This is a genomic window from Klebsiella sp. JN_Kp121 (genome assembly GCF_040062145.1).
Lineage (GTDB): Bacteria > Pseudomonadota > Gammaproteobacteria > Enterobacterales > Enterobacteriaceae > Klebsiella > Klebsiella aerogenes.
In genome coordinates this window covers 117272-143560 of the sequence record NZ_JBEAHX010000010.1, presented here as the reverse complement: position 1 = coordinate 143560, position 26289 = coordinate 117272, and the positions used below count along the sequence as shown (strand labels likewise).

The 26289-nt window shown below is 57.5% G+C and carries 26 protein-coding genes; 20 read left to right on the top strand and 6 right to left on the bottom strand.

Features of this window, described 5'->3' with window-relative positions; all coding sequences use genetic code 11:
• Positions 1 to 87: 87 nt before the first annotated feature.
• Positions 88 to 618 (bottom strand): inorganic diphosphatase, encoded by a 531-nt coding sequence (gene ppa, locus ABLU86_RS15750; RefSeq protein WP_015368588.1) that lies wholly within the window; start codon positions 616 to 618, stop codon positions 88 to 90.
• A gap of 404 nt (positions 619 to 1022) precedes the next feature.
• On the opposite strand from ppa, the gene ytfQ reads away from it, so the two are divergent.
• From ytfQ to yjfF, 4 genes are all read left to right on the top strand, one after another.
• On the top strand, positions 1023 to 1979 hold the full coding sequence (gene ytfQ, locus ABLU86_RS15745; protein ID WP_020079801.1) for a galactofuranose ABC transporter, galactofuranose-binding protein YtfQ: 957 nt from the start codon (positions 1023 to 1025) through the stop codon (positions 1977 to 1979).
• Between the two features lie 103 nt (positions 1980 to 2082).
• Positions 2083 to 3585 (top strand): galactofuranose ABC transporter, ATP-binding protein YtfR, encoded by a 1503-nt coding sequence (gene ytfR, locus ABLU86_RS15740; RefSeq protein WP_015704196.1) that lies wholly within the window; start codon positions 2083 to 2085, stop codon positions 3583 to 3585.
• Between the two features lie 10 nt (positions 3586 to 3595).
• Positions 3596 to 4621: a galactofuranose ABC transporter, ATP-binding protein YtfT gene (gene ytfT, locus ABLU86_RS15735; protein WP_063443413.1), complete on the top strand. Its 1026-nt coding sequence runs from the start codon at positions 3596 to 3598 to the stop codon at positions 4619 to 4621.
• Positions 4608 to 5606 (top strand): galactofuranose ABC transporter, permease protein YjfF, encoded by a 999-nt coding sequence (gene yjfF, locus ABLU86_RS15730; protein WP_015704198.1) that lies wholly within the window; start codon positions 4608 to 4610, stop codon positions 5604 to 5606. The genes ytfT and yjfF overlap by 14 nt, the downstream gene beginning before the upstream one ends.
• A 42-nt stretch (positions 5607 to 5648) precedes the next feature.
• Here the strand turns inward: yjfF and fbp are convergent, their stop codons facing one another.
• Entirely contained in the window at positions 5649 to 6647 is a 999-nt protein-coding gene (gene fbp, locus ABLU86_RS15725; protein ID WP_015368583.1) for a class 1 fructose-bisphosphatase, read from the bottom strand.
• 174 nt (positions 6648 to 6821) lie between these two features.
• Between fbp and mpl the strand changes: the two genes are divergently transcribed.
• A complete protein-coding gene (gene mpl / locus ABLU86_RS15720; protein WP_015368582.1) occupies positions 6822 to 8195 on the top strand; it encodes a UDP-N-acetylmuramate:L-alanyl-gamma-D-glutamyl-meso-diaminopimelate ligase in 1374 nt (457 codons plus the stop codon).
• A gap of 68 nt (positions 8196 to 8263) precedes the next feature.
• Complete coding sequence (locus ABLU86_RS15715; protein ID WP_348796214.1) at positions 8264 to 8785, top strand: GNAT family N-acetyltransferase; 522 nt, start codon at positions 8264 to 8266, stop codon at positions 8783 to 8785.
• A 53-nt stretch (positions 8786 to 8838) separates the two neighbouring features.
• Here ABLU86_RS15715 and yjgA read toward each other — a convergent pair whose 3' ends face one another.
• The gene (gene yjgA / locus ABLU86_RS15710; RefSeq protein ID WP_015704200.1) at positions 8839 to 9390 is read right to left on the bottom strand and encodes a ribosome biogenesis factor YjgA; all 552 of its coding nucleotides are present in this window, start codon (positions 9388 to 9390) and stop codon (positions 8839 to 8841) included.
• Positions 9391 to 9484: 94 nt separating this feature from the next.
• Between yjgA and pmbA the strand changes: the two genes are divergently transcribed.
• From pmbA to ABLU86_RS15650, 12 genes are all read left to right on the top strand, one after another.
• On the top strand, positions 9485 to 10837 hold the full coding sequence (gene pmbA, locus ABLU86_RS15705; protein ID WP_020079799.1) for a metalloprotease PmbA: 1353 nt from the start codon (positions 9485 to 9487) through the stop codon (positions 10835 to 10837).
• 64 nt (positions 10838 to 10901) lie between these two features.
• A complete protein-coding gene (gene cybC / locus ABLU86_RS15700) occupies positions 10902 to 11288 on the top strand; it encodes a cytochrome b562 (RefSeq protein ID WP_015368578.1) in 387 nt (128 codons plus the stop codon).
• A gap of 289 nt (positions 11289 to 11577) precedes the next feature.
• Positions 11578 to 11916 (top strand): PRD domain-containing protein, encoded by a 339-nt coding sequence (locus tag ABLU86_RS15695; RefSeq protein WP_015368577.1) that lies wholly within the window; start codon positions 11578 to 11580, stop codon positions 11914 to 11916.
• Between the two features lie 10 nt (positions 11917 to 11926).
• The gene (locus ABLU86_RS15690) at positions 11927 to 12289 is read left to right on the top strand and encodes an SFCGS family glycine-rich protein (RefSeq protein WP_020079798.1); all 363 of its coding nucleotides are present in this window, start codon (positions 11927 to 11929) and stop codon (positions 12287 to 12289) included.
• Positions 12290 to 12291: 2 nt separating this feature from the next.
• Positions 12292 to 12591 (top strand): DUF4312 family protein, encoded by a 300-nt coding sequence (locus tag ABLU86_RS15685; protein WP_015368575.1) that lies wholly within the window; start codon positions 12292 to 12294, stop codon positions 12589 to 12591.
• A gap of 21 nt (positions 12592 to 12612) precedes the next feature.
• Positions 12613 to 13389, top strand: a complete 777-nt coding sequence (locus ABLU86_RS15680) for a DUF4311 domain-containing protein (protein WP_015368574.1) — start codon at positions 12613 to 12615, stop codon at positions 13387 to 13389.
• 13 nt (positions 13390 to 13402) lie between these two features.
• Positions 13403 to 14047 carry a DUF4310 family protein gene (locus ABLU86_RS15675; RefSeq protein ID WP_015368573.1) on the top strand — a complete coding sequence of 215 codons (645 nt, stop codon included), beginning with the start codon at positions 13403 to 13405 and terminating at the stop codon, positions 14045 to 14047.
• Between the two features lie 112 nt (positions 14048 to 14159).
• A complete protein-coding gene (locus ABLU86_RS15670; protein WP_015368572.1) occupies positions 14160 to 15293 on the top strand; it encodes an amidohydrolase/deacetylase family metallohydrolase in 1134 nt (377 codons plus the stop codon).
• Positions 15277 to 16395: a DgaE family pyridoxal phosphate-dependent ammonia lyase gene (locus tag ABLU86_RS15665; RefSeq protein WP_015368571.1), complete on the top strand. Its 1119-nt coding sequence runs from the start codon at positions 15277 to 15279 to the stop codon at positions 16393 to 16395. Before ABLU86_RS15670 ends, ABLU86_RS15665 begins: the two co-directional genes overlap by 17 nt.
• Positions 16392 to 17132 (top strand): KDGP aldolase family protein, encoded by a 741-nt coding sequence (locus tag ABLU86_RS15660; protein WP_020079796.1) that lies wholly within the window; start codon positions 16392 to 16394, stop codon positions 17130 to 17132. Before ABLU86_RS15665 ends, ABLU86_RS15660 begins: the two co-directional genes overlap by 4 nt.
• Before the next feature lie 65 nt (positions 17133 to 17197).
• Positions 17198 to 18349 carry a lactonase family protein gene (locus ABLU86_RS15655; protein ID WP_032715484.1) on the top strand — a complete coding sequence of 384 codons (1152 nt, stop codon included), beginning with the start codon at positions 17198 to 17200 and terminating at the stop codon, positions 18347 to 18349.
• Between the two features lie 22 nt (positions 18350 to 18371).
• The gene (locus tag ABLU86_RS15650) at positions 18372 to 20282 is read left to right on the top strand and encodes a PRD domain-containing protein (protein WP_045360318.1); all 1911 of its coding nucleotides are present in this window, start codon (positions 18372 to 18374) and stop codon (positions 20280 to 20282) included.
• Positions 20283 to 20301: 19 nt separating this feature from the next.
• Here the strand turns inward: ABLU86_RS15650 and nrdG are convergent, their stop codons facing one another.
• The 3 genes from nrdG to ABLU86_RS15635 all read right to left on the bottom strand — a co-directional run bounded on the left by nrdG (position 20302) and on the right by ABLU86_RS15635 (position 24313).
• Positions 20302 to 20766: an anaerobic ribonucleoside-triphosphate reductase-activating protein gene (nrdG, locus tag ABLU86_RS15645; protein WP_015368567.1), complete on the bottom strand. Its 465-nt coding sequence runs from the start codon at positions 20764 to 20766 to the stop codon at positions 20302 to 20304.
• A gap of 307 nt (positions 20767 to 21073) precedes the next feature.
• The gene (gene nrdD, locus ABLU86_RS15640; protein ID WP_015368566.1) at positions 21074 to 23212 is read right to left on the bottom strand and encodes an anaerobic ribonucleoside-triphosphate reductase; all 2139 of its coding nucleotides are present in this window, start codon (positions 23210 to 23212) and stop codon (positions 21074 to 21076) included.
• Positions 23213 to 23569: 357 nt separating this feature from the next.
• On the bottom strand, positions 23570 to 24313 hold the full coding sequence (locus ABLU86_RS15635; RefSeq protein WP_032709706.1) for a MurR/RpiR family transcriptional regulator: 744 nt from the start codon (positions 24311 to 24313) through the stop codon (positions 23570 to 23572).
• Positions 24314 to 24574: 261 nt separating this feature from the next.
• Between ABLU86_RS15635 and ABLU86_RS15630 the strand changes: the two genes are divergently transcribed.
• A complete protein-coding gene (locus tag ABLU86_RS15630; protein ID WP_020079792.1) occupies positions 24575 to 24883 on the top strand; it encodes a PTS sugar transporter subunit IIB in 309 nt (102 codons plus the stop codon).
• An 89-nt stretch (positions 24884 to 24972) separates the two neighbouring features.
• On the top strand, positions 24973 to 26280 hold the full coding sequence (locus ABLU86_RS15625; RefSeq protein ID WP_046883335.1) for a 6-phospho-beta-glucosidase: 1308 nt from the start codon (positions 24973 to 24975) through the stop codon (positions 26278 to 26280).
• The last annotated feature ends 9 nt before the right edge of the window (positions 26281 to 26289 follow it).

Here is a 26289-nt window from a genome sequence, read left to right as displayed (position 1 = left end):
GCGTTGTTTTTTGGCCGTCTGAAACCAGAACAGGCCCATACAAAAACACCGCCCGGAGGCGGTGTTTTTTATGCTGGATAAACAGAATTACTTCTGTTTAGCGCGCTCGAAGGAAGCAACGATTTCAGCTTTAGCCGCTTCAGCGTTGTCCCAACCGTCGACTTTAACCCACTTGCCTTTTTCCAGATCTTTGTAGTGCTCGAAGAAGTGAGTGATCTGGGCTTTCAGCAGTTCCGGCAGGTCGTTCACATCTTTGATGTGATCGTATTCTTTGCTCAGCTTGGTGTGCGGTACCGCAACCAGCTTGGCATCTTCACCGGATTCGTCGGTCATTTTCAGTACGCCAACCGGACGGCAGCGGATAACTGAGCCTGGTTGCAGCGGGTACGGAGTCGGGACCAGCACGTCAACCGGGTCGCCGTCCAGGGACAGGGTGTGGTTGATGTAGCCGTAGTTGCACGGATAGAACATCGCAGTGGACATGAAACGGTCAACGAACAGTGCGCCGCTCTCTTTGTCAACTTCGTATTTGATTGGGTCTGCGTTAGCTGGGATTTCGATAACGACGTAGATGTCTTCCGGCAGCTCTTTGCCCGCAGGTACGTTGAGTAAGCTCATGTCTGTTTCCTTTAAAAATGTTTGGCAAACAAGTGCCCGGTATTATAGCCAACTCACATCGAATGTCTTCGCTTCTTTTTGCCTGGCTATGGGGGGAAGCGTCTGAATTTCTCCTCATCAGATAACCCTAAAATCCATAAAGATAGCTACATTCTGAATAATTTTGTGTAACCGTTTTCAATGTTGCGAGCGGCGGTTATCCAGAAGGCAAATTTTCGTCATTAGCGCAGGGCATGCCGTTGGGCGGGAAGCCTTATCGCCGCTCAGCTCAGACAAATCGCACTAATTAACATTTTATTTACTTTTTCGAAGTGTGATGTAACGCATTCAGTTACATAACGGATTGTCTATAGTTTGTTCGCAGGTGAGCATTTAACCAACAATAACCCTACGAGGAACATCTTATGTGGAAGCGCTTACTTCTCGTCACCGCGGTTTCGGCAGCTATGTCGTCTATGGCGATGGCCGCCAACCTGACCGTAGGATTTTCGCAGGTCGGCTCTGAATCGGGCTGGCGCGCGGCCGAAACGAATGTTGCTAAGGAAGAAGCGGCGAAGCGTGGCATCACCCTGAAGATTGCCGATGGTCAGCAAAAACAGGAAAACCAGATTAAAGCCGTGCGCTCATTCATTGCCCAGGGCGTGGACGCGATCTTTATCGCGCCGGTGGTGGCGACCGGCTGGGAGCCGGTGCTAAAAGAAGCGAAAGAGGCCAATATCCCGGTGTTCCTCCTCGACCGTTCGATCGACGTTAAAGATAAGTCGCTGTATATGACCACCGTCACCGCCAACAACGTGCTGGAAGGCCAACTGATTGGCGACTGGTTGGTGAAAACCGTTGATGGCAAGCCGTGTAACGTCGTGGAGCTCCAGGGCACCGTGGGCGCCAGCGTCGCTATCGATCGTAAGAAAGGCTTCGCCGAGGCGATTGCCAAAGCGTCCAACATCAAGATTATCCGCTCGCAGTCCGGCGACTTCACCCGCAGTAAGGGGAAAGAGGTGATGGAGAGCTTTATCAAAGCGGAGAATAACGGCAAGAACATCTGCATGGTCTACGCCCATAACGATGACATGGTCATCGGCGCGATTCAGGCCATCAAAGAGGCCGGGCTGAAGCCGGGCAAAGATATCCTCACCGGTTCTATCGACGGCGTGCCGGATATTTATAAAGCGATGATTGCCGGCGAGGCGAATGCCAGCGTCGAGCTGACGCCGAATATGGCCGGTCCGGCGTTTGATGCGCTGGAAAAATACAAAAAAGACGGCACCCTGCCTGAGAAGCTGACCATCACCAAATCGACCCTCTACCTGCCGGATACGGCAAAAGAAGAGTTAGAGAAGAAGAAAAATATGGGCTACTAAGCCTTCATGAAAATGCCGGGGGCTTTACGCTTGCCCGGCCTACATTGCGCTCTTTTGTAGGCCGGATAAGCGTAGCGCCATCCGGCGTGATGCAGGGGGAATCATGACCACCGACCAACATCAGGAAATCCTCCGCACCGAAGGATTAAGCAAATTCTTTCCCGGCGTCAAAGCGCTGGATAACGTTAATTTCAGCCTACGGCGCGGCGAAATCATGGCCCTGTTGGGCGAAAACGGCGCCGGAAAATCGACGCTGATAAAAGCGCTCACCGGCGTGTACCATGCCGAACGCGGGGCGATTTGGCTGGAAGGGCAGCAAATATCGCCGAAAAACACCGCCCACGCTCAGCAGTTGGGTATCGGCACCGTTTACCAGGAAGTTAACCTGCTGCCGAATATGTCGGTGGCGGATAACCTGTTTATTGGCCGCGAGCCGAAGCGCTTTGGTCTGCTGCGGCGCAAAGAGATGGAAAAACGCGCTACCGCGCTGATGGCCTCTTACGGCTTCTCGCTCGACGTGCGCGAACCGCTGAACCGTTTTTCGGTGGCGATGCAGCAAATCGTCGCCATCTGCCGGGCCATCGACCTGTCGGCGAAAGTATTAATCCTCGATGAACCGACCGCCAGCCTGGACACTCAGGAAGTGGAGATGCTGTTCACCCTGATGCGCCAGCTGCGCGATAACGGCGTCAGCCTGATTTTCGTGACCCACTTTCTCGACCAGGTCTATGCCGTCAGCGACCGTATTACCGTGCTGCGCAATGGCAGTTTCGTCGGCTGTCGGGAGACCCGCGAGCTGCCGCAAATCGACCTGGTCAAAATGATGCTGGGGCGCGAGCTGGACCATCAGGCGCTGCAGCGCGCCGGGCGCACGCTGCTTAGCGATAAGCCGGTGGCGGCGTTTGAAGATTTTGGCAAGAAGGGCACGATTGCGCCGTTTACTCTGCAGGTGCGGCCGGGCGAGATCGTCGGCCTGGCCGGGCTGTTGGGATCCGGGCGCACTGAAACGGCGGAGGTCATTTTTGGCATCAAGCCTGCCGACAGCGGTAAAGCGTGGATCAAGGGCAAGCCGCAAACGCTGCGCTCGCCGCATCAGGCTTCCTGCCTCGGCATTGGCTTCTGTCCGGAAGATCGTAAAACCGACGGCATCATCGCCGCTGCTTCGGTGCGGGAAAATATCGTGCTGGCGCTACAGGCGCAGCGCGGCTGGCTGCGGCCGATCCCGCGCCGTGAACAGCATGAGATCGCCGAACGCTTTATTCGCCAGCTAGGCATTCGCACTCCCAGCGCTGAACAACCGATCGAATTTCTCTCCGGCGGCAACCAACAGAAGGTATTGCTGTCGCGCTGGCTGCTGACCAAACCCCAGTTCCTGATCCTCGATGAGCCGACGCGCGGTATCGACGTCGGCGCCCACGCCGAGATTATTCGCCTGATAGAAACCCTCTGCGCCGATGGCCTGGCGCTGCTGGTTATCTCCTCCGAACTGGAAGAGCTGGTGGGCTACGCCGACCGGGTGATCATCATGCGCGATCGCCAGCAGGTGGCGGAAATCCCGCTTGCCGAGCTATCGGTCCCGGCGATCATGAACGCGATTGCGGCATAAGGAGCCTAGCATGATGCCCAGAACCGTATCACAAAGCGGACAGCCAAAACGGCGCTTTAGCTGGCCGAAAGGGATGCCGCAAATTATCGCTCTCCTGCTGGTATTAGCGGTGGATAGCCTGGTGGCGCCGCATTTCTTCCAGGTGCTGCTGCAGGATGGGCGGCTGTTTGGCAGCCCGATTGACATTCTCAACCGCGCGGCGCCGGTGGCGCTGCTGGCGATTGGCATGACGCTGGTCATCGCCACCGGCGGCATCGATCTGTCGGTCGGTGCGGTAATGGCTATCGCCGGAGCGACCGCCGCCTCAATGACCGTCGCCGGGCACAGCCTGCCGGTGGTGCTGCTCGCCGCATTGGGCGCAGGCGCGCTGGCCGGCCTGTGGAACGGCATTCTGGTGGCCGTGCTGAAGATCCAGCCTTTTGTGGCCACGCTTATCCTGATGGTCGCCGGGCGCGGCGTCGCGCAGCTGATTACCTCCGGGCAGATAGTCACCTTTGATTCACCGGCGCTTTCCTGGCTCGGCAGCGGCTCCCTGTTGCTGCTGCCGACGCCGGTGATTATTGCCGTCGCAACGCTACTGTTGTTCTGGCTGTTTACCCGCCGGACCGCGCTCGGCATGTTTATTGAGGCGGTGGGGATCAATATCCGTGCGGCAAAGAATGCCGGGGTGAATACCCGCATCGTGGTGATGCTGGCCTATGTACTAAGCGGTATTTGCGCGGCGATTGCCGGCATTATCGTGGCGGCGGATATCCGCGGCGCCGACGCCAACAACGCCGGATTGTGGCTGGAACTGGACGCCATCCTGGCGGTGGTGATCGGCGGCGGTTCGCTGATGGGCGGGCGCTTCAATCTGCTGCTGTCGGTGGTGGGGGCGTTGATTATCCAGGGAATGAACACCGGGATTTTACTCTCCGGTTTCCCGCCGGAGCTCAACCAGGTGGTGAAAGCGGTGGTGGTGCTGTGCGTACTGATCGTTCAGTCGCCGCGCTTTATCGGTCTACTGAAAGGGGTACGCGGCCGTGATAAAACGTAATTTACCTTTGATGATCACCCTCGCGGTATTCGTGCTGGGCTATCTCTACTGCCTGACCCAGTTTCCGGGTTTTGCTTCGACGCGGGTGATTTGCAATATCCTGACCGATAACGCTTTCCTTGGGATCATCGCCGTCGGCATGACCTTCGTGATCCTCAGCGGCGGTATCGATCTGTCGGTCGGGTCGGTGATTGCCTTCACCGGCGTGTTTCTTGCCAAAGCGATCGGCTTTTGGGGGATCTCGCCGCTGCTGGCCTTTCCGCTGGTACTGGCCATGGGCTGCGCCTTCGGCGCGTTTATGGGATTGCTGATCGATGCGCTGAAAATTCCGGCATTTATCATCACCCTCGCCGGTATGTTTTTCCTGCGCGGCGTGAGCTATCTGGTCTCGGAAGAGTCGATTCCTATTAACCATCCGCTGTATGACACTCTGTCCGGGCTGGCGTGGACCATCCCCGGCGGCGGCCGCCTGAGCGCGATGGGGCTGCTGATGCTGCTGGTGGTGGTGCTGGGAATTTTCCTCGCCCATCGTACCCGCTTTGGCAACCAGGTTTATGCTATCGGCGGCAACGCCACGTCGGCCAATTTGATGGGCATTTCGACGCGTAGCACCACCATTCGCATCTATATGTTGTCGACCGGGCTGGCGACGCTTGCCGGCATCGTCTTCTCTATCTATACCCAGGCGGGCTACGCGCTGGCGGGCGTCGGCGTGGAACTGGATGCTATCGCTTCGGTGGTGATAGGCGGCACGCTGCTTAGCGGTGGCGTCGGAACGGTCCTGGGGACGCTGTTCGGCGTGGCGATTCAGGGGCTTATTCAGACCTACATCAACTTTGACGGTACGCTCAGTTCATGGTGGACGAAGATTGCCATCGGCATCCTGCTGTTTATCTTCATTGCGCTGCAGCGCGGGCTGACGGTGCTGTGGGAAAATCGCCAGAATGCGGCGGTGACTCGCGTGGGCGGGGCGATGAATCGCTAACAGGGAACTCCCTTCCCGCAGGGCGGGAAGGGAAGGTAGAAATTAAGCGTCCGGGAACTCTTTAATGAAGTTCTCGACGTCTTCTACCATGTGGTCGTTGCCGACGAAGAACGAACGGCGCTGGTGCAGGCTTTCCGGGATGATATCGAGAATACGCTCTTTACCATCGCTGGCTTTGCCGCCAGCCTGTTCCGCCAGCATCGCCATCGGGTTGCATTCGTACAGCAAACGCAGTTTCCCTTGCGGGTGGCTGGCGGTGCTCGGATACAGGTAGATGCCGCCTTTCAGCAGGTTACGGTGGAAGTCGGCCACCAGAGAACCGATATAGCGCGAGGTGTACGGGCGCTGGGTCTCTTTATCTTCTTCCTGACAGTACTTGATGTATTTCTTCACGCCCATCGGGAACTTGATGTAGTTACCTTCGTTGATGGAGTAGGTTTTGCCTTTCTCCGGGAAGCGCATCCGCTCCTGGCTCAGGCAGAAGACGCCGAGTGACGGGTCGTAGGTAAAGGCGTGCACGCCGCAGCCGGTGGTGTAGACCAGCATGGTGGAGGAGCCGTAAACCACATAACCCGCGGCAACCTGTTTGTTACCCGGCTGCAGGAAGTCTTCTTCGGTGACCGGCGTACCGACCGGCGTGACGCGGCGGTAGATAGAGAAGATAGTCCCCACGGAGACGTTAACGTCAATGTTGGAGGAGCCATCCAGCGGATCCATCAGCACAACGTATTTGGCGTGTTCGCACCCTTCGAAGACCACGATTTCATCTTCTTCTTCCGAGGCGATACCGGCGACGATATCACGTGCGCGCAGTGCAGCTTTTAATTTTTCATTCGCGAACAGGTCCAGCTTCTGCTGAACTTCACCCTGAACGTTTTCCGCACCGCTGGCACCCAGGATATCGACCAGACCGGCCTTATTGATATCGCGGTGGATGATCTTGGCGCCCAGTTTTATTGCCGACAACAAAGCAGTCAGCTCACCGGTAGCGTGGGAGAACTCGTGCTGCTTTTCGACAATAAATTCACCTAACGTTTTCATAACTCGTTCCCTGCATTTTTATGTTGAGTAAAACGAACGCAACAATCTTAACAAATAATAAAAAAACTGCGCACAGGTGAATCGCGCCAGCAAATGCAGATTTGCCTGAAATGCATTTCTCAGGGGGCCTACATATGGGTAAAATGCGGGTCAGATTAATGAGGGAAGTAACGAATGCGCATTCATATTTTAGGAATCTGTGGCACGTTTATGGGGGGGCTGGCAATGCTGGCACGTTCCCTCGGGCATCAAGTAACCGGCTCGGATGCTAATGTTTATCCGCCAATGAGCACCCTGCTGGAAAATCAGGGCATCGATCTGATTCAGGGGTACGACGCCAGCCAACTGGACCCGCAGCCGGACCTGGTGATTATCGGCAACGCTATGACCCGCGGTAATCCGTGCGTCGAAGCGGTACTGGAAAACAACATTCCGTACATGTCCGGCCCGCAGTGGCTGCACGACTTCGTTCTGCGCGACCGCTGGGTGCTGGCCGTCGCCGGTACCCACGGTAAAACCACCACCGCCGGGATGGCGACGTGGATCCTCGAAGCCTGCGGCTATAAGCCGGGCTTCGTTATCGGCGGCGTACCGGGGAACTTCGATGTTTCCGCACGCCTGGGCGACAGCCCGTTCTTCGTGATTGAAGCCGATGAATATGACTGCGCCTTCTTCGACAAGCGTTCCAAGTTCGTTCACTACTGCCCGCGCACGCTGATCCTCAATAACCTTGAGTTTGACCACGCGGATATCTTTGACGACCTGAAAGCGATTCAGAAACAGTTCCACCACCTAGTGCGCATCGTGCCGGGCAAGGGCAAAATTATTCTGCCGGAGAGCGACATCAACCTGAAGCAGGTGATGGCGATGGGCTGCTGGAGCGAACAGGAGCTGGTGGGCGAACAGGGCCACTGGCAGGCGAAGAAACTCAACGCCGATGCCTCGCAGTGGGAAGTCCTGCTCGACGGCGAAAAAGTTGGCGAAGTGAACTGGGCGCTGGTCGGCGAGCATAATATGCACAACGGCCTGATGGCGATTGCCGCGGCGCGTCATGTCGGCGTGGTGCCGGCGGATGCCGCTAACGCGCTGGGCAGCTTTATCAACGCCCGACGTCGCCTTGAGCTACGCGGCGAAGCCAACGGCGTGACCGTTTACGACGATTTTGCCCACCATCCGACGGCCATTCTCGCGACGCTGCAGGCGCTGCGCGGCAAAGTCGGCGGCACCGCGCGTATTCTGGCGGTGCTGGAGCCGCGTTCCAACACCATGAAAATGGGTGTCTGCAAAGACGATCTGGCGCCGTCTCTCGGCCGCGCCGATGAAGTCTTCCTGCTACAGCCGCAGCATATCCCGTGGCAGGTGGCGGAAGTGGCGGAAGCCTGCGTACAGCCGGCGCACTGGAGCGCCGATGTCGATACGCTGGTGGACATGATCGTGAAAACCGCGCATCCGGGTGACCATATTCTGGTGATGAGCAACGGCGGCTTCGGCGGCATTCATCAGAAGCTGCTGGATAAACTGGCGCAAAAAGCGGTCGCGGCAGAATAAGCGCGAACGCCTCCGGTTACTGCCCTCCGCGTGAGGGCAGTTTTGTTTTTGCCACCAGGGATTGTGTGATGCTGAGCTGTGAAAGAGTACTTTCTACCGGCTCGCCCCATTTCGCCACGCTTGACGCGCTGTACGCCCGCGCCTTTCCGTGGCACGAACAGCGCGAAAGCGACGCCAAACTTCAGGCGCTGAGCAACCCGCACTATGCGTTGGAAGCGTGGTTTGATGACGGGGGATTTATTGGCCTGAGCGGCTGCTGGCAGTTTGCCGGTTATAGCTATATCGAACATCTGGCGATTGACGACACCCTGCGTTCGCGCGGTTATGGCAAACAGCTGCTGGCGCAGATCCTGACGCGCGCGCCGCTGACCATTCTGGAAATCGATCCGCTCACCAGCGAAATCGCCCATAAACGGCTGCGTTTTTATCAGTCGATGGGATTCCATGCCAATGCCTGGGCGCACCGCCATCCGACCTATCATCAAGGGATCGACGATCATGAACTGCTGGTGTTGAGCTATCCGCAGCCGATCGATGCGGCGCAGTATCAGCAGTTTGCCCGCGATTTAGGGCGAGAGGTGATGGGGTAGCCCGGATAAGGCGCAACGCGCCGCCATCCGGGAGATGGCGGTTAGCGTGGGGACTAGCCTTCGTTTTCGGCCAGTTCGCGCAGATACTGGAAGATCAGGCGCGCGGATTTCGGCGGCTTGTTGCCTTCTTTCTCTTTCTTGGCATTACGGATCAGTGAGCGCAGCTGCTGACGGTCAGCGTCTGGCCACAGGTTCAATACTTCTGCGACCGCATCATCGCCATTATCAATCAAACGATCGCGGATTTGTTCCAGCTTATGGAACAGCGCAACCTGCTGGTTGTGACGGTTCTTCAGCTTATCCAGCGCCTGGCGAATCGGATCGACGTCGCGGTTACGCAGCATTTTACCAATCAGCTGCAGCTGGCGGCGGCGGCCTTCTTTCTTGATACGCTGGGCGAGCTCAATGGCGTCGCGCAGGTCGGTATCGAGCGGCAGCTTATCCAGCGCGTTCTTACCAAGGTCTACCATTTCCGCGCCAAGACGCTTCAGTTCTTCCGCATCGCGCTTAATTTCACTCTTGCTGACCCAGATAATTTCATCATCTTCATCTTCAACGTCATCACCGGGCACGTCGTCGAGCCAGTCTTCGGGCTGCTTTGTCATCTCAGGCTCCTTAAAAAAGAGGCTAATGTTACCAGTTAAGGCGCGCACTGAAAAACGGTTCTCTGTTAGACTTCAGTTAACTCCTTCTTACATTATGGCATTAGCAATGAAAGTCATCTCTCAAGTTGCACAGCAGCGTAAGACGCTGGAAGAAGCCGTTAGTACGGCACTGGAACTGGCGGCAGGCAAATCCGACGGTGCGGAAGTCTCCGTCAGCAAGACCACCGGCATCGGCGTCAGCACCCGCTACGGTGAGGTGGAGAATGTTGAATTCAATAGCGACGGCGCGCTGGGCATCACCGTTTATCATCAAAACCGTAAAGGCAGCGCCTCGTCGACCGACCTGAGCCCGGACGCTATCGCCCGTACCGTGCAGGCGGCGCTGGATATCGCGCGTTACACCTCGCCGGACCCGTTTGCCGGCGTGGCGGATAAAGAACTGCTGGCCTTTGACGCCCCGGATCTGGACCTGTTCCATCCGGCGGAGGTCTCTCCGGATGAAGCCATCGAGCTGGCCGCCCGCGCCGAGCAGGCCGCCCTGCAGGCCGACAAACGCATTACCAATACCGAAGGCGGCAGCTTCAACAGCCACTATGGAATTAAAGTTTTCGGTAACAGCTACGGCATGCTCCAGAGCTACTGCTCTACCCGCCACTCGCTCTCCAGCTGCGTGATTGCCGAAGAAAACGGCGATATGGAACGCGACTATGCCTACACCATTGGCCGCGCTATCGGCGACTTACAGACCCCGGAGTGGGTCGGCAACGAATGCGCCCGTCGCACTTTGTCGCGCCTGGCGCCGCGTAAACTGTCGACGATGAAAGCGCCGGTTATCTTCGCCAACGAAGTGGCCACCGGGCTGTTTGGCCATCTGGTCGGGGCGATTGCCGGCGGCGCGGTCTACCGTAAATCGACCTTCCTGCTCGACTCCCTCGGCAAACAGATCCTGCCGGAGTGGCTGACCATCGAAGAACACCCGCATCTGCTGAAGGGGCTGGCCTCCACGCCGTTCGACAGCGAAGGCGTGCGCACCGAACGTCGCGACATCATCAAAGACGGCGTGCTGACCCAGTGGCTGCTGACTAACTACTCCGCGCGCAAGCTGGGTATGAAAAGCACCGGCCACGCCGGCGGTATCCATAACTGGCGCATCAACGGCCGCGGCCTGAGTTTTGCAAAGATGCTTAAAGAGATGGGCACCGGGCTTGTGGTCACCGAATTGATGGGGCAGGGTGTCAGTGGCGTGACCGGCGACTACTCGCGCGGCGCATCCGGTTTCTGGGTAGAAAACGGCGAAATTCAGTATCCGGTCAGTGAGATCACCATCGCCGGAAATCTGAAAGAAATGTGGCGTAATATTGTCACCGTCGGCGACGATATCGAAACGCGCAGCAATATTCAGTGTGGTTCCGTGCTGCTGCCGGAGATGAAAATCGCCGGTCAATGACCTGTGTGCCGGGCGCGTCCTGCAGCGCCCGTTTGATATCTTCATAATAAAAAGGAAGTGAGCAATGCGTAAAAAACTGTTAGCGATGCTGGCCGTCTCTGCTTTTGCGCTCGGTTCGGCATCGGCGTTCGCCGACCTTGGCGAAGACATGGACACCCTTGCGGAAAACCTGCAGGTGGTACAAAAAACCTCTGACATTGGCGAGCTGAAAGCGGCGCTGAATAAGATGCGCACCGCTGCGGTTGACGCGCAGAAAGAGACGCCGCCAAAACTGGAAGGCAAAGCGGCCGATAGCCCGGAGATGAAAGATTTCCGCCACGGTCTGGAAACGCTGGTCGGCCAGATCGACGGCGCGCTGAAGTTAGCTGACGCTGGTAAGCTGAAAGAGGCGCAGGCCGCCGCGGAGGACTTCAAAACTACCCGCAATACTTACCATAAGAAGTATCGCTAATCGCCATTTTCGGGAGGCGTCAGCCGATGTCTCCCGCCTAAAAGCCTACCTGTATCACATTTTTCCCTTTTCTTTTTCCGGTCTTTCTGCGGTCGTTTTCCGCTAAACCTCGCTCATTGTTGTGATGCGCATCACGTCATATCGCCTGTTTTTACATTTATCCGGCGAATATGTGGAGTCGATCACCTAAGCCTTCTCCCTTTCCACTTCGAAGTGGAAAACAACTCGCTACAAACTCCTGACCCCCGGCGCTACTTTGGATTCCAGAGACATCAGTGGGGTAACACAAGTGAATAACGGAGCGGTAATAAACGACGTAGGGGAGCAGGCGGCGCAGACCGAACGCCTGGCTGACAAGATGTTACAGCAGGTATTCGCCCTGTTAAGCCGTCACGACATCGTCCCTAACGACGTTCAGGAGCAAATGCTGACTTCCCACGTGCGGGCCATGGCCCACCGGTCAATCAGCGGCGAACCGCTACCGGAAGTGGATGCCAGTCTGTTCGAAGAAATTTCTGAAGATTCAATGATGCTGGCCCGCGAAGTGGTCGCACAGTTCGGCAACCTGCCTGATGAAGAGGCCTGGTTGTTGTCCGTCCACTTCGAAGTCGCAAAAGAAAACCTGTAAGGAGCAAAACATGGAACAAATCACCGTAGTTATTGGCGACCGTCTGGGTAAAGGACAAAAAGTCGCGGCAGGCGCAGAAAAAGCCGGCGCACATGCAGTGGTCGTCCCTGGCGTTGCTGCAGATATGAAACTTGGCGACATGATGAAAGCGGAAAACGCCTCTTTCGGCATCTCCTTCTGCGGTAGCGGCGGCGCAGGCGCCATCACCGCGCAGACCAAGTACGGTTACAAAGCAAAATACGGCATGCGTTCTATTGAAGAGGGCGTCACCGCCATCAACGAAGGCTGCAACGTGCTGGGCTTCGGCTTCATGGATAAAGAAGAGCTGGGCGAGCGCCTGGTTGAAGCCTGGAAAAAGAAATACGGCGCATAAGTATGAAAGAGCAATTCACCACCACGGTGAGGGTTGCAGGCAAAGGCGAAAGCAAATCACGGGCCTTCGCCGATGCCCTGAACCATGTGCAGGCTGCGGTGATGAAATCATCATCGCGCATCCTACTGCGTATTGAGCCACAGGACGTGACGGTTGTTCATGCGCGTGAAGCGGTACGAAAAGAGGCGTTTCTGTTCATCTTTTTGCGCCGTGAACGACGGACCTACAGCGTGGAGCTGGACGTCACCGTCAACGTGACCGCCATCGATCTCGATAAAGTGGATTTCGTCACGCAAACCTGATTGTTACCAAAGGGTCAGACTATGTTCCTGATAATTTTAATAAAATCGCTCATCATCGGCGGCCTGGTCGGCGTCGGCGTGGGCGCCGGAGCGGCACGCATGTTTCACGCGCCCACCACGCAAGGGATGGGGGCGTTTCGTACCTTGGGCGAGCTGAATTCCTGCGAAGGCGATCCGGCTTCTCACTTCTCTTTTGGTCTCGGCTTCTTCTTTAACGCCTGGGCCTCTTCCGTTGCAGCAGGCTCCTTCACCCAGGACGTTGACCACCGCATTATCCCGAACTGGGGCGCGGCGGCGTTGATGGTGAAAAATCGTAACGTTGGCGAAACGCTACACGATCCGAAAAAAATGGCCATTGCCTGCGGCATCATCGGCATGATCGTCGTCGCCTTCCTTAACCTGACCGCCTCTTCCGTACCGGAAGCGCTGCAGGTCACCGCCGTTAAGGTATTGGTTCCGGCGGCAAACCTGCTGGTGAACACCGTGATGCCGGTGATTTTCTGGTTGGCGGCTATCGATGCCGGTAAGAAATCAGGCTTCTGGGCGACGATTTTCGGCGGCGCGGCGCAGCTGATTATGGGGAACGCCGTACCGGGTCTGGTACTGGGGATCCTGATCGGTAAAGGCGTAGAAGAGAGCGGCTGGAACCGGGTAACCAAAGTGATGATGATTGCCATTGTCGCGTTGTTCGTCCTCAGCGGCTTCTTCCGCGGCTTCGACATGAAGATGCTCGAATCCTTCCATCTGACCGTGCCGAACTGGCTGGACATGATCCACAACTCACTCAGCGGCAAGTAACGGGAGCCTGATAATGGAACAGAATAAAGGTTTTTGGTATGCCGACTGGTCGTTCCCGATCTTTGTTGGCCTGCTCTCCTCCGGCGTCTTCGCCGGGACGCACATGTACTACCTGTACGGCATCGGCGCCTTTAACGAAGTGGCCTTCGTGGCGATGTTGAAGGCAGGGATTGATACCGGCGCGTACGGCGCGGTGGCGGCATTCGGCGCAAGCTTCCTGTTCGCCCGCATCATCGAAGGTTCGCTGGTGGGGATTCTGGATATCGGCGGCGCCATTCAGACCGGTATCGGCCTCGGCGTACCGGCGCTGCTGCTCGGCGCGGGCTTTGTCTTCCCGGTGGCGAACTTCGCCGCGTCGCTGGCAACCGGCCTGATCCTCGGCCTGGCAGTCGGCTACATCATCATTCTGGCGCGTAAGTTCACCATCAACCAGAGCGACTCCACCTACGGCGCCGACGTGATGATGGGGGCCGGTAACGCCTCCGGCCGCTTCCTCGGCCCCTTGATCATCCTCAGTGCGATGACGGCGTCTATTCCTATCGGAATTGGTTCTTTGGTTGGCGCACTGCTGTTCTACATCTGGCAGAAACCGATCACCGGCGGCGCCATCCTCGGCGCGATGATCCTCGGTTCCATCTTCCCGATTGCGATTAGCTAATCGCCCGATGGCGCCGCGCTTATCGGGCCTGCAAGTCAGAGCGATTTGTAGGCCGGATAAGGCGGTACGCCGCCATCCGGCAACAGATTCACTCTTTCATCAGGAGATAGCTATGTTTGATTTACTCCTGCGCCGTGCGCGCCTCGTCGACGATACCCTGACTGATATCGCCATCCAGGACGGGAAAATCGCGGCGCTGGGCGAGATTAGCGCGCCCTCCCGTAAAACCATCGAGCTGAACGGCAAGGTTTACGTCAGCGCTGGCTGGATTGACTCTCACGTTCACTGCTACCCGAATTCACCAATTTATCACGATGAGCCGGATAGCGTCGGCATCGCCACCGGCGTCACCACCGTGATTGATGCCGGCAGCACTGGCGCCGACGACGTCGATGACTTCTATCAACTGACCCGTAAAGCGGCGACGGAAGTTTATGCGTTGCTCAACATCTCCCGCGTCGGGCTGATTGCGCAGAATGAGCTGGCGAATATGGCTAATATCGACGCCGCCGCGGTGAAGCAGGCGGTGCAACGTCATCCTGATTTTATCGTCGGCCTGAAGGCGCGGATGAGCAGCAGCGTCGTCGGCGAAAACGGCATTACGCCGCTGGCGCGCGCCAAAGCCATTCAGCAGGAAAACGGCGATCTGCCGTTGATGGTGCACATCGGCAATAACCCGCCGAACCTCGATGAAATCGCCGATCTGCTGAGCAGTGGCGACATCATTACCCACTGCTATAACGGCAAGCCGAACCGTATTCTTAATCCTGCCGGCGAGCTGCGCAGCTCCATTACTCGCGCTCTGCAGCGCGGCGTGCGCCTCGATGTCGGCCACGGTACCGCCAGTTTCAGCTTTGAAGTGGCGCGGCGGGCGATTGCGATGGGCATTCTGCCGCACACCATTAGCTCCGATATTTACTGCCGTAACCGTATCGACGGCCCGGTGCGCTCGCTGGCGCTGGTGATGTCGAAATTCCTCGCCATCGGCATGACCCTGCCGCAGGTCATTGACTGCGTGACCGTCAGCGCCGCCGAGGGGCTGCGTCTGACGCGTAAAGGGCGCCTCGAAGAGGGCTTCGATGCCGATTTAACGCTATTTAGCCTGCAGCATCAGCCCACGTTGCTGGTAGATGCCGAAAAAGAGAGCCTGCAGGCTGACAACATTCTGGTGCCGCTGGCCGCGATTCGCGCGGGCAAGGGCTATCTGACCGAACAAGGGAGCGCGGAACATGCCTTCGATTTTTGAGAAATACCATTTAAAACAAGTTATTAACACTTCTGGCCGAATGACGGCGCTGGGCGTTTCCACGCCGCGCCCGGAAGTGGTTGAAGCCGCGATGGCCGGTATGAACCAGTACTTTGAAATGAAAGACCTGGTGAATAAAACCGGCGAGTACATCGCCAAACTGCTGGATGTGGAAGGGGCGACCGTTGTCTCCTGCGCGTCGGCGGGGATTGCCCAGTCGGTCGCGGCGGTGCTGGTGAAAGACAGCGACTGGCTGCTGGAAAACCTGCACGTTACCCCGATTGAAAATAACGAAATCGTGTTGCCGAAGGGCCACAACGTCAACTTCGGCGCGCCGGTTGGCACCATGGTGGCGCTGGGCGGCGGTAAGCTGGTGGAAGCGGGCTACGCCAACGAATGTTCTGCCCAACAGCTGGCGGCGGCGATCACTCCGCGCACCGCGGCGATTCTGTACATCAAATCCCACCACTGTGTGCAAAAAAGCATGCTTAACGTCGCGCAGGCCGCGGAAGTGGCGCGCCAGCATAACTTACCGCTGATCGTCGATGCGGCGGCGGAAGAAGATTTGCAGTGCTACTACCGCATGGGCGCCGACCTGGTTATCTACAGCGGCGCGAAAGCGATTGAAGGGCCGACCAGCGGGCTGGTCATCGGCAAAACGCAGTACGTTGAGTGGGTTAAGCGCCAGTCGATGGGGATTGGCCGGGCGATGAAAGTGGGCAAAGAGGGCATTCTCGGCCTGACCTGCGCCATTGAACACTACCTGACGGCGACCAAAGAGAGCGGCCAGCAGATGGTGGACAAGATGACGCCGTTTATCGAACAGCTCAACACTCTCAACGGCGTGACCGCGCGGGTGGTGTGGGATAGCGCGGGCCGTGATATCGCCCGCGCCGAAATTAAATTTGATGAAGCGACCACCGGCGTGAATACCGGCGATCTGGTTAACGCCCTGAAGCAGGGCGAATACGCCATTTACTTCCGCGGCTATAAAGCGAATGAAGGCATTATCGAAGCCGATGTCCGCAGCGTGAACGCGCAGCAGCTAGAGGTGGTCGCTCGCCGCATCGCAGAAGTTCTGAATAAGGAGAAAAAAGCATGAAACTGACCCCAAACTTTTACCGTGACCGCGTGTGCCTGAACGTACTGGCGGGCAGCAAAGACAACGCCCGTGAAATTTACGACGCGGCGGAAGGTCACGTACTGGTCGGCGTGCTTTCCAAAAACTATCCGGACGTCGCCAGCGCGGTGGCCGATATGCGTGAATACGCGAAGCTGATTGATAACGCGCTCTCCGTCGGGCTGGGCGCAGGCGATCCAAACCAGTCGGCGATGGTGAGCGAGATTTCTCGCCAGGTGCAGCCGCAGCACGTCAACCAGGTCTTCACCGGCGTGGCTACCAGCCGCGCGCTGCTCGGGCAGAATGAGACCGTGGTGAATGGCCTGGTCTCGCCGACCGGCACGCCGGGAATGGTGAAGATCTCAACCGGCCCGCTGAGCAGCGGCGCGGCGGATGGGATTGTTCCGCTGGAAACCGCCATCGCGCTGTTAAAAGATATGGGCGGTAGCTCTATCAAATACTTCCCGATGGGCGGCCTGAAGCACCGCGCCGAGTTTGAAGCCGTCGCCAAAGCCTGCGCCGCGCACGATTTCTGGCTGGAACCGACCGGCGGTATCGATCTGGAAAACTACAGCGAGATCCTGAAAATCGCCCTGGATGCCGGCGTGAGTAAAATCATCCCGCATATTTACAGCTCGATTATCGATAAAGCCAGCGGCAACACCCGCCCGGCCGATGTGCGCCAGTTGCTGGAGATGACCAAACAGTTAGTGAAGTAGTGCCTTGCCCCTCACCCTCAAAGGGTGAGGGGCAACTTATCCCACCGAACCATCAAGGAGTTACCATGCCAACCGCTCGTCACCTGCTTGTTGCTTCACTGTCTTTGCTTGCCGCCGGCGCCGCCGCGCAAACCCACTACGCCTGGATTGGTACCTATAATCCTAATGGCGAAGGTCTGTATCGCTTTACCGTCGATGCCAAAACCGGCGCACTGCGCGATAAGGCGCTGGTGAGCTCGTTGCCGAACGTCGCGCAGCTAACCGTATCGCGCGATGGCAAAACGCTGTATGCCGCCAGTGAAGTCGAAAAAGGCGTGGTGCAGGCGTGGCGAATTGACAAGAACGGCGAGCTGGCGGAACTCAACCAGGTTGCCTCCGGCGGCGCCGGGCCGGTGTATCTCTCCCTGACGCCGGATGGTAAATATCTGTTGGTGGCCAACTATGTTAGCGGCAGCACCGCCGTGCTACCGGTGAAAGAAGATGGTAGCCTGGGCGAGGCGGTGGATGTGCATCAGGATGAAGGTCCGGCCGGCGCCGAACGTCCGGCGGCGGCCGTCGAGGGCAGCTTTGCCATTAGCGATCACAATGGCCCGCACGCCCATATGATCGCCGCCGATCCCAGTGGGAAGTTTGTTTACTCCACCGATCTCGGGCTGGATCGGATCTATCAGTACCGGCTGGATAGCGCCAGCGGTAAGCTGACGCCGAACGATCCGCCGTTTATCGCCGCCTCGTCGCCGGGAGCCGGCCCGCGCCACTTCGTCTTTACGCCAAAGGGCGATGGTTTGTGGCTGATTAACGAAGAAGCGTCGACGCTGACCTTCTATCATCTGGATAAGCAAAGTGGCCTGCTGCGCGAAGGCAAAACCGTTTCCGCGCTGCCGAAAGAGTATAAGGGCACCAGCTTTGCCGCGGGCCTTGTGTTGAGCAACGATGGCAAACAGCTATATGTCGCCAACCGCCTGCATAACAGCATTGCCCACTTTAGCGTGCTGGCTGACGGCAGCCTGAGCCACCAGGAGGATATCTGGACGCGTGGGGATTACCCCCGTACGCTGACGCTGGATAATCAGGGGCAGTGGCTGTACGTCATGAACCAGCGTAGCGATAATATTACCCGTTTTAGCGTGGCGCCGAAGGATGGCAAATTAACCTTTGCCCCAGACTACACGCCGGTCGGTAGCCCATCGCAGATGGTGATATCCGCCCAACCCTGAGCCGTAACAACAAGGAACTGACATGCGATTTCCCAACCAACGCTTAGCGCAACTCTTCACCCTGCTGCGAAATGAAACGCTGCCGCAGGATGAACTGGCGCAGCGGTTGTCGGTTTCTACCCGTACCGTGCGCGCCGATATCACCGCGCTGAATGCGCTGTTGGCGCAGTATGGCGCGCAGTTTACGCTCAACCGCGGTAGCGGCTATCAGCTGAAGATTGACGACCGATCGCGTTTTCAGGCGCTGGAGGAGACGGCGCCGAAGACGCAGCACGTGCCGCGTACCGCCCAGGAGCGCATCCACTTTTTGCTGGTGCGTTTCCTGACCTCGGCGTTCTCCATCAAGCTGGAAGATCTGGCCGATGAGTGGTTCGTCAGCCGCGCCACGCTGCAAAATGATATGGTCGAGGTGCGCGAGCGCTTCCAGCGTTATCAGTTGACTCTTGAAACCCGCCCGCGCCACGGCATGAAGCTGTTCGGCAGCGAGGTATCGATTCGCGCCTGCCTGACCGATTTACTGTGGGAGCTGACGCTGCAGGGCGGCATGAATCCGCTGATTAGCGCCGAGGCGCTGGAAGCGGATGTTCCTGCGCAACTGGAACCGGTGCTGCAGGAGACGCTCACCCGGCATCATATTCGCCTCACCGATGTCGGCGAGCGTTTTATCTGCCTGTACGGCGCGGTCGTGGTACGCCGCGTGAGTGAAGGCTACCCGCTGGCCGATTTTAGCGCCGAAGATGTGGCGCAAAACGTCCGCGACGCCGCGCGCGATTTGGCGGGGGAGCTACAGCGGTTGGCCGGAAAACCCTTCTCGCCCGCCGAGGAAGAGTGGCTGTGCGTGCATATCGCCGCCCGTCAGGTACAGGATGTCGATCCGGAAACCATCAGCGCCGACGATGATGAAGCGCTGGTCAATTACATTCTGCGTTACATCAACAGTCAGTATAACTACAACCTACTGGACGACGCCCAGCTGCACGCCGATCTGCTGACCCACATTAAAACCATGATCACCCGCGTGCGCTATCAGATAATGATCCCCAATCCGCTGCTCGATAACATCAAACAGCACTATCCGATGGCATGGGATATGACACTCGCCGCGGTATCGAGCTGGGGCAAATACACGCCTTATACCATCAGCGAAAACGAAATCGGCTTTCTGGTGCTGCATATTGGCGTCGGGCTGGAACGCCACTACAACATCGGCTACCAGCGCCAGCCGCACGTACTGCTGGTGTGCGATACCAGTAATGCGATGGTGCGGATGATCGAAGCGATCCTGCAGCGTAAATATCCGCAGTTGGCGATCGCCGCTACCATTTCCCAGCGTGAATATGAGCAGCGGGAGGCGATCGATGAGGATTTTGTCATCTCAACGGTACGGATCGGCGAAAAAGACAAACCGGTGGTGACCATCGCGCCGTTCCCCACCGATTACCAGTTAGATCAGATTGGCAAGCTGGTGCTGGTGGATCGCACCCGTCCGTGGATGTTGAATAAATACTTCGATGCCGCCCACTTCCGGGTGATCGATAAGCCGATAGATCAGCAAACGCTGTTCGCCGAGCTGTGTCAGCAGCTGCAGCAGGAAGGCTTCGTCGATGCAGAATTTCATGATTCGGTGGTCGAGCGTGAAGCGATTGTCAGCACCATGCTGGGCGACGGTATTGCGCTGCCGCACGCCCTCGGCCTGTTAGCGAAAAAGACGGTGGTCTATACCGTGATCGCCCCGCAGGGTATCGCCTGGGGCGACGAAACCGCCCATATCATCTTCCTGCTCGCTATCAGCAAGAGCGAGTATGAAGAGGCGATGGCGATCTACGATATTTTCGTGACTTTCCTGCGCGAGCGCGCCATGAGCCGCCTTGCCGCGACCCGTAGCTTCGATGAGTTTAAAACGGTAGCCATGGAGTGCGTCAGCCGGTTTTGAGAGGCTGACGGAGAGGGGATTAACGCAAATGATGCACGACCTGGTTGCTGCTGCCGCGCCAGATAAGCGCCGGGTCTTTTAAATCCTGCACAAACTTACCGTCGACCAGCACGTTAATCAGGTTCACGACTTCCATCTGCTCGGCGTTCAGTTCGTCAATCTTATAGCCCGTCCAGACCCAGATATCTTTACCGGGGCATTCGGCGCGTACGCGCTGAACCAGATTGAGGATCTCCGCGACGTTTTGCGGATGCAGCGGATCGCCGCCGGAGAGTGAAAGCCCCTGGCGTTTAATGCGGGTATCGTTGAGGTCGGCAATGATGCGGTCGGCCATCCCGGTTGTGAACGGCATACCGGAATTTACCCGCCAGGTGCTTTTGTTGTAGCAGCCGGGGCACTCGTGGACGCATCCGGAGACAAACAGGGTGCAGCGGGTGCCGGGGCCGTTGACGATGTCGACGGGGTAATACTGGTGATAATTCATTGTTTCCTCTTCTCATTTGCCGCTGCAGCGTCGTTGGCTGCGCTCGCTCGCCCGGGTCACTTACTCCAGTAAGCTCCCCGGGACTTACTCGTTTGCCGCCTTGCTACAACGCCAACTGATTTGAGGAAACCCACCAGGCTGTCTGGGATTCCTTCGTTTGCCGCCTTGCTCTGACGTTAATTGCTTTGCGAAAACGAAGGAGTGCGGCCATTTCCCGGCGTCGCTGAGCTCGGCCGGGCTACGACAGTGGCAGTAGTAGCCCGGATAAGGCGCTGCGCGCCGCTATCCGGGAAAAGCGCATTGATCTTTAACCAATCTGCCCATTGCCCAGGTGCTTCACGCGGCGCTTCACTTCTTCCTGCTTGCCGGCGTTGAACGGACGCGCGTCCGGGCTGCCGAGATAACCGCATACCCGGCGGGTCACCGATACGCGGGCGGCGTCGTGATTGCCGCATTTCGGGCAGGTAAAGCCCTTGCTGGTGCACTCGAACTCGCCGGTATATCCGCACTCGTAGCATTCATCGATCGGCGTATTGGTGCCGTAATACGGTACGTGCTGATAGCTGTAATCCCACACGTCTTCCAGCGCCTTGAGGTTATGCTGGATATTCGGATATTCGCCGTAGCAAATGAAGCCGCCGTTGGCCAGCGGCGGATACGGCGCTTCAAAATCGATCTTGTCGTACGGGTTAACCTTCTTCTCGACGTCGAGATGGAAGCTATTGGTGTAGTAGCCTTTTTCGGTCACGCCCGGTACCACGCCGAATTCGGCGGTATCGAGGCGGCAGAAGCGATCGCACAGGTTTTCGCTCGGCGTGCTGTACAGGCTGAAGCCGTAGCCGGTCTCTTCCTTCCATTGCTCAACGGCGTCGCGCAGACGCTGAACGATGGCGATGCCTTTTTCACGCAGCGCTTCGCTATCGTACATATGCTGATTGTTGTACAGCGCGTTGATGGTCTCGTGAATCCCGATGTAGCCCAGGGAAATGGACGCGCGGCCATTCTTGAAAATTTCCGCGACGTCATCGTCGGCTTTCAGACGCACGCCGCAGGCGCCTTCCATATACAGAATTGGCGCGACGCGGGCTTTCACCCCTTCCAGACGGGCGATACGGGTCATCAGCGCTTTGCGCGCCAGCAGCAGGCGCTCGTCCAGCAGCGCCCAGAAAGCGGCTTCGTCGCCTTTCGCTTCCAGCGCGATACGCGGCAGGTTCAGGCTGATAACGCCGAGGTTGTTGCGCCCATCGTGTACCTGTTCGCCGTTCTCGTTTTCCCACACGCCGAGGAAACTGCGGCAGCCCATCGGCGTTTTAAACGACCCGGTGACTTTCACTACCTGATCGTAGTTGAGAATATCCGGGTACATGCGCTTGCTGGCGCACTCTAAGGCCAGCTGTTTGATGTCATAGTTCGCATCGCCGAACTTATGGTTCAGGCCGTCGCGAATGGCGAAGACCAGTTTCGGGAATACCGCCGTTTTGCGGTTTTTCCCGAGGCCGGCGATGCGGTTGCGCAGAATCGACTGCTGGATCAGGCGCGACTCCCAGCTGGTGCCGAGGCCAAAACCAAAGGTGACGAACGGCGTCTGGCCGTTGGCGGTATGCAGCGTGTTGACCTCATACTCCAGCGACTGGAACGCGTCGTAGCACTCTTTTTCAGTCCGCGTACGGGCATAGCCTTCGGCATCCGGGATCTGCCACTCTTCGGCAATTTTACGATGCTTTTTGAAGCTCTCGGTGACGAACGGCGCCAGCACTTCATCGATACGGTTAATGGTGGTGCCGCCGTAAATATGGCTGGCGACCTGGGCGATAATCTGCGCCGTGACCGCGGTGGCGGTAGAGATAGACTTCGGCGGCTCAATTTCGGCATTGCCCATTTTAAAGCCGTGAGTCAGCATGCCTTTCAGGTCGATCAGCATGCAGTTGAACATCGGGAAGAACGGCGAATAGTCGAGATCGTGGTAGTGGATCTCGCCGCGCTCGTGCGCCTGCACCACATCGCGAGGCAGCAGGTGCTGACGGGCATAGTGTTTGGCCACGATACCGGCCAGCAGATCGCGCTGGGTCGGGATCACTTTACTGTCTTTGTTGGCGTTCTCGTTGAGCAGCGATGAGTTGGTTTGCTCGACCAGACCACGAATTTCCTGGTTCAGACGGCCGCGCTTTTCACGCTCGATATCGCGATCGTGGCGATATTCGATATAGGCGCGCGCCAGCTGTTTCCACGGGCCGGACATCAACTGGTTTTCCACGGCGGTCTGGATATCGTTGATATCGACCTGCGCGCGGCCCTGCATTTGCTGGCTAACGACTTCTGCGACGGTGGCGCAATAGTCTGCGTCATCGACTCCCGCTGCTTTAGCTGCACGCAGAATTGCTTCTTTAATGCGCTCTGACTTGAACGGCACTTTACAGCCATCACGTTTCATCACATGCGGTGTCATGATCACTCCATATATAGAACAGGTTATCCACAGAGGCGGAAGGTCTCCCAAAAGCGCGCCACGCTACGAGTAGCGGCGTTTGCCTTCGGATCCGGCCCTTTTTATCCACATCTCATCACCGCCCAACAACGACAAGATATGGTGACATAATAGACGATTAATACAATATGTAGGGCCGAGGCGCATTTTAAGTTCTATATGTAGTGATTTGCATCAAAGATGTTTGCGATTTTATTGACCCAGAACAAGGTAAAAAGGTGAGAGTACGGATGATGGGCGCTGGCGTGAAATGTAAATTTAGGCGCTTAAAATATAAGCAAAAATTGGGCCCGATCGTGAAGGGAACGGGCAGAATATTCAGGCAATCAATGTATCGTTAAGCAGATCGACAAGCAGCAGCAGGGCGTAGCGGGCATGCTGCGGGTTGACGGGCAGGGGAAGCACGGCGCTGGCCATATCCGCCAGCGCGTGCTGTTCCGGGGTCAGAGCGATAATCGTCACCCCCTGCGTACGCGCCTGCAGCGTCGCGCTCTGTAATACGGCATTGGCTTCGGCGGTGGCCAGCACCAGCAGCAGATGATCGTCATTAAGGGTACTGGCGGTCATTCGCATCAGCGCCGCATCCTGGCAGAGATTAATCGCGATACCGGATGGCAGCAGCTGGTGCTGCAGCAGCGCCGCCAGCGCCACATCCTGGGTGCCGAGGGCGAAGCAATGCACCGCGCGGGCGCTCAGCAGGCGCGATTTGCACTTCTCCACCGCCGCTTCGGCGGTGTGGCCGAGCTGACGGGTTAGCGTATCGCCGAGGCTGCTAAGTTTGTCGCGCCAGGCGACGGGCAGGGTGGCGCTATCCGGAGTGAGCCAGCTGGCGCGCCGTTCGCTGGCCTGCGCCAGCTGTTTGCGTAAATCACGAATATCATCACAACCTACCGAACGGGCGAAGCGGGTGATGGTGGCCGGGCTGACCCCCGCGCTGGCGGCCAGTTCGTCAATCGAGGCGCTGGCGGTAAAGCTAAGATTTTCCAGAATAAAGGCGGCGACGCGCGACTCCTGAGCGCTAAAGCGGACCAATCCGTCCTGTAGTTGACCTACGATATCCATCCTGATGTTCCCTTTGGCAGTACCCGGAATTGAAAATATTTTTCACTTAGTGAATAGCCGTTTTTATAGCATCTGCGCAGAATATTTCCTATGTCTGGCGTCGATGTTTCGCAATGGCATGAGGAAATGATGCGCAAAAATTGAGCCTCGATCACATCGGTGAAAATTATTTTCATATAGCCTTCACTATCACACAATATTAACAATATAGTCGCATAGGTCGTGAAGGCTGAAGTGATAAACACGCAAAGGGGAAGCGCAATGCCACGAATCGTACTCTGTTGTGCCGCAGGCATGTCGACCAGCATGCTGGTGAACAAAATGAAAGCGGAAGCCCAGCAGCGCGCGCTGGCGCTGGAAATCTATGCCGTAGCGGTGGCGGAATTTGAACGCGAACTGCCGAACGCCGACGTCATCCTGCTCGGGCCGCAGGTCAAATACGAAGCCGGCCGCCTGACCGCGCTGGCGGCGCCGCAGGGTAAAGCGGTGGCGGTGATTGATATGGCCGACTACGGCATGATGCGCGGCGCCGCGGTGCTGGATAAAGCGCTGGCCCTGCTCGAACGCTAATTTTCTAATCCCATTTTTATCACCCTCACGTGCGGTCCTGGCGATCGCGCGCGGCGATCTGCATGCCGAAAATGCGAATAGAGGTCACTATGCAAGCACTGAAAATCGCCGTTATCGGCGGCGGCAGCAGCTACACGCCGGAGCTTATTGAAGGGATTATCGTTCGTTATGAACAGCTTCCGGTCACCGAACTGGCGCTGGTGGATGTCGAATCCGGCAGGGAAAAGGTTGAGATCATTGCCGCGCTGGCCCGGCGGATGTTGAAACATAAAGGGCTGGAGCAGGTGGCGGTCAGCGTCCACTTTACGCTCGATGAGGCGATCCGCGGCGCCAGCTTTGTGCTGACGCAGCTACGCGTCGGGCAACTGGCGGCGCGCGCCGCGGATGAACGGCTGGGTCTCAAATATCATCTATTGGGCCAGGAGACCACCGGCGTCGGCGGGTTCGCCAAGGCGCTGCGGACGATCCCGGTGATCCTCGAAGTTGCGCGCAAAGTGGAACAGCTGGCGCCGGAAGCGTTCATTCTTAACTTTACCAACCCGGCGGGGATCGTCACCGAGGCGGTCAGCCGCTACAGCACGGCGAAGATCATCGGCCTGTGCAACGTGCCGATCAACATGCAGCACATGATCGTCGGGATGTTAGGCGCGCAGGAGTCCGAAGTAAAACTGCGCTTTGCCGGGCTCAACCATATGGTTTGGGTGCATAAGGTGCTACAGGGGCGCGAGGATGTCACCGGCAAAGTGATCGATATGCTCTGCGACGGTAAGGCGCTGTCGATGAACAACATTAAAGAACTGCCGTGGCCGGCGGAATTCCTCCGCGCGCTAAAGGCGATCCCGTGCCCTTATCATCGTTATTTCTGGCTGACGCCGGCGATGCTGGCGGAAGAGATCGCCGCAGCGAAAACCAAAGGCACCCGCGCCGAGCAGGTGATGAAGGTCGAGCAGGAGCTGTTTGCACTGTACGCCGACCCGCAGCTGGAAGAAAAACCAGAGCAGCTGAGCTTTCGCGGCGGCGCTTACTACTCGGAAGTGGCCGTTGAACTTATCAATGCGATTCACAACAACCTGGGCGCGGAGATGGTGGTAAACACCCGCAACAACGGCGCGATTCACGGCCTGGATGATGATGCGGTGGTGGAAACCAACAGCATTATCGATGCGCAAGGGGCGCGGCCGCTGGCGTTCGGCCCGCTGCCGCCGGCGATGAACGGCCTGACGCAGCAGGTGAAGGCCTTTGAAAGGCTGACGATTGAAGCCGCGGTACACGGCTGCCGCGAGAGCGCGCTGCTGGCGCTGGTGGCTAACCCGTTGGTCGGTAACGTCACCGATGCCCAGGCGCTGCTGGATGAAGTGTTAACGATAAACCGTCAATGGCTGACGCAATTTAACTGACCGCTATTT

Coding starts and splice junctions, on each gene's coding strand:
- ppa (WP_015368588.1), bottom strand. CDS start 618: ATGAGCTTACTCAACGTACCTGCGGGCAAAGAGCTGCCGGAAGACATC.
- ytfQ (WP_020079801.1), top strand. CDS start 1,023: ATGTGGAAGCGCTTACTTCTCGTCACCGCGGTTTCGGCAGCTATGTCG.
- ytfR (WP_015704196.1), top strand. CDS start 2,083: ATGACCACCGACCAACATCAGGAAATCCTCCGCACCGAAGGATTAAGC.
- ytfT (WP_063443413.1), top strand. CDS start 3,596: ATGATGCCCAGAACCGTATCACAAAGCGGACAGCCAAAACGGCGCTTT.
- fbp (WP_015368583.1), bottom strand. CDS start 6,647: ATGAAAACGTTAGGTGAATTTATTGTCGAAAAGCAGCACGAGTTCTCC.
- mpl (WP_015368582.1), top strand. CDS start 6,822: ATGCGCATTCATATTTTAGGAATCTGTGGCACGTTTATGGGGGGGCTG.
- ABLU86_RS15715 (WP_348796214.1), top strand. CDS start 8,264: ATGCTGAGCTGTGAAAGAGTACTTTCTACCGGCTCGCCCCATTTCGCC.
- yjgA (WP_015704200.1), bottom strand. CDS start 9,390: ATGACAAAGCAGCCCGAAGACTGGCTCGACGACGTGCCCGGTGATGAC.
- pmbA (WP_020079799.1), top strand. CDS start 9,485: ATGGCATTAGCAATGAAAGTCATCTCTCAAGTTGCACAGCAGCGTAAG.
- cybC (WP_015368578.1), top strand. CDS start 10,902: ATGCGTAAAAAACTGTTAGCGATGCTGGCCGTCTCTGCTTTTGCGCTC.
- ABLU86_RS15690 (WP_020079798.1), top strand. CDS start 11,927: ATGGAACAAATCACCGTAGTTATTGGCGACCGTCTGGGTAAAGGACAA.
- ABLU86_RS15685 (WP_015368575.1), top strand. CDS start 12,292: ATGAAAGAGCAATTCACCACCACGGTGAGGGTTGCAGGCAAAGGCGAA.
- ABLU86_RS15680 (WP_015368574.1), top strand. CDS start 12,613: ATGTTCCTGATAATTTTAATAAAATCGCTCATCATCGGCGGCCTGGTC.
- ABLU86_RS15675 (WP_015368573.1), top strand. CDS start 13,403: ATGGAACAGAATAAAGGTTTTTGGTATGCCGACTGGTCGTTCCCGATC.
- ABLU86_RS15670 (WP_015368572.1), top strand. CDS start 14,160: ATGTTTGATTTACTCCTGCGCCGTGCGCGCCTCGTCGACGATACCCTG.
- ABLU86_RS15665 (WP_015368571.1), top strand. CDS start 15,277: ATGCCTTCGATTTTTGAGAAATACCATTTAAAACAAGTTATTAACACT.
- ABLU86_RS15660 (WP_020079796.1), top strand. CDS start 16,392: ATGAAACTGACCCCAAACTTTTACCGTGACCGCGTGTGCCTGAACGTA.
- ABLU86_RS15655 (WP_032715484.1), top strand. CDS start 17,198: ATGCCAACCGCTCGTCACCTGCTTGTTGCTTCACTGTCTTTGCTTGCC.
- ABLU86_RS15650 (WP_045360318.1), top strand. CDS start 18,372: ATGCGATTTCCCAACCAACGCTTAGCGCAACTCTTCACCCTGCTGCGA.
- nrdG (WP_015368567.1), bottom strand. CDS start 20,766: ATGAATTATCACCAGTATTACCCCGTCGACATCGTCAACGGCCCCGGC.
- nrdD (WP_015368566.1), bottom strand. CDS start 23,212: ATGACACCGCATGTGATGAAACGTGATGGCTGTAAAGTGCCGTTCAAG.
- ABLU86_RS15635 (WP_032709706.1), bottom strand. CDS start 24,313: ATGGATATCGTAGGTCAACTACAGGACGGATTGGTCCGCTTTAGCGCT.
- ABLU86_RS15630 (WP_020079792.1), top strand. CDS start 24,575: ATGCCACGAATCGTACTCTGTTGTGCCGCAGGCATGTCGACCAGCATG.
- ABLU86_RS15625 (WP_046883335.1), top strand. CDS start 24,973: ATGCAAGCACTGAAAATCGCCGTTATCGGCGGCGGCAGCAGCTACACG.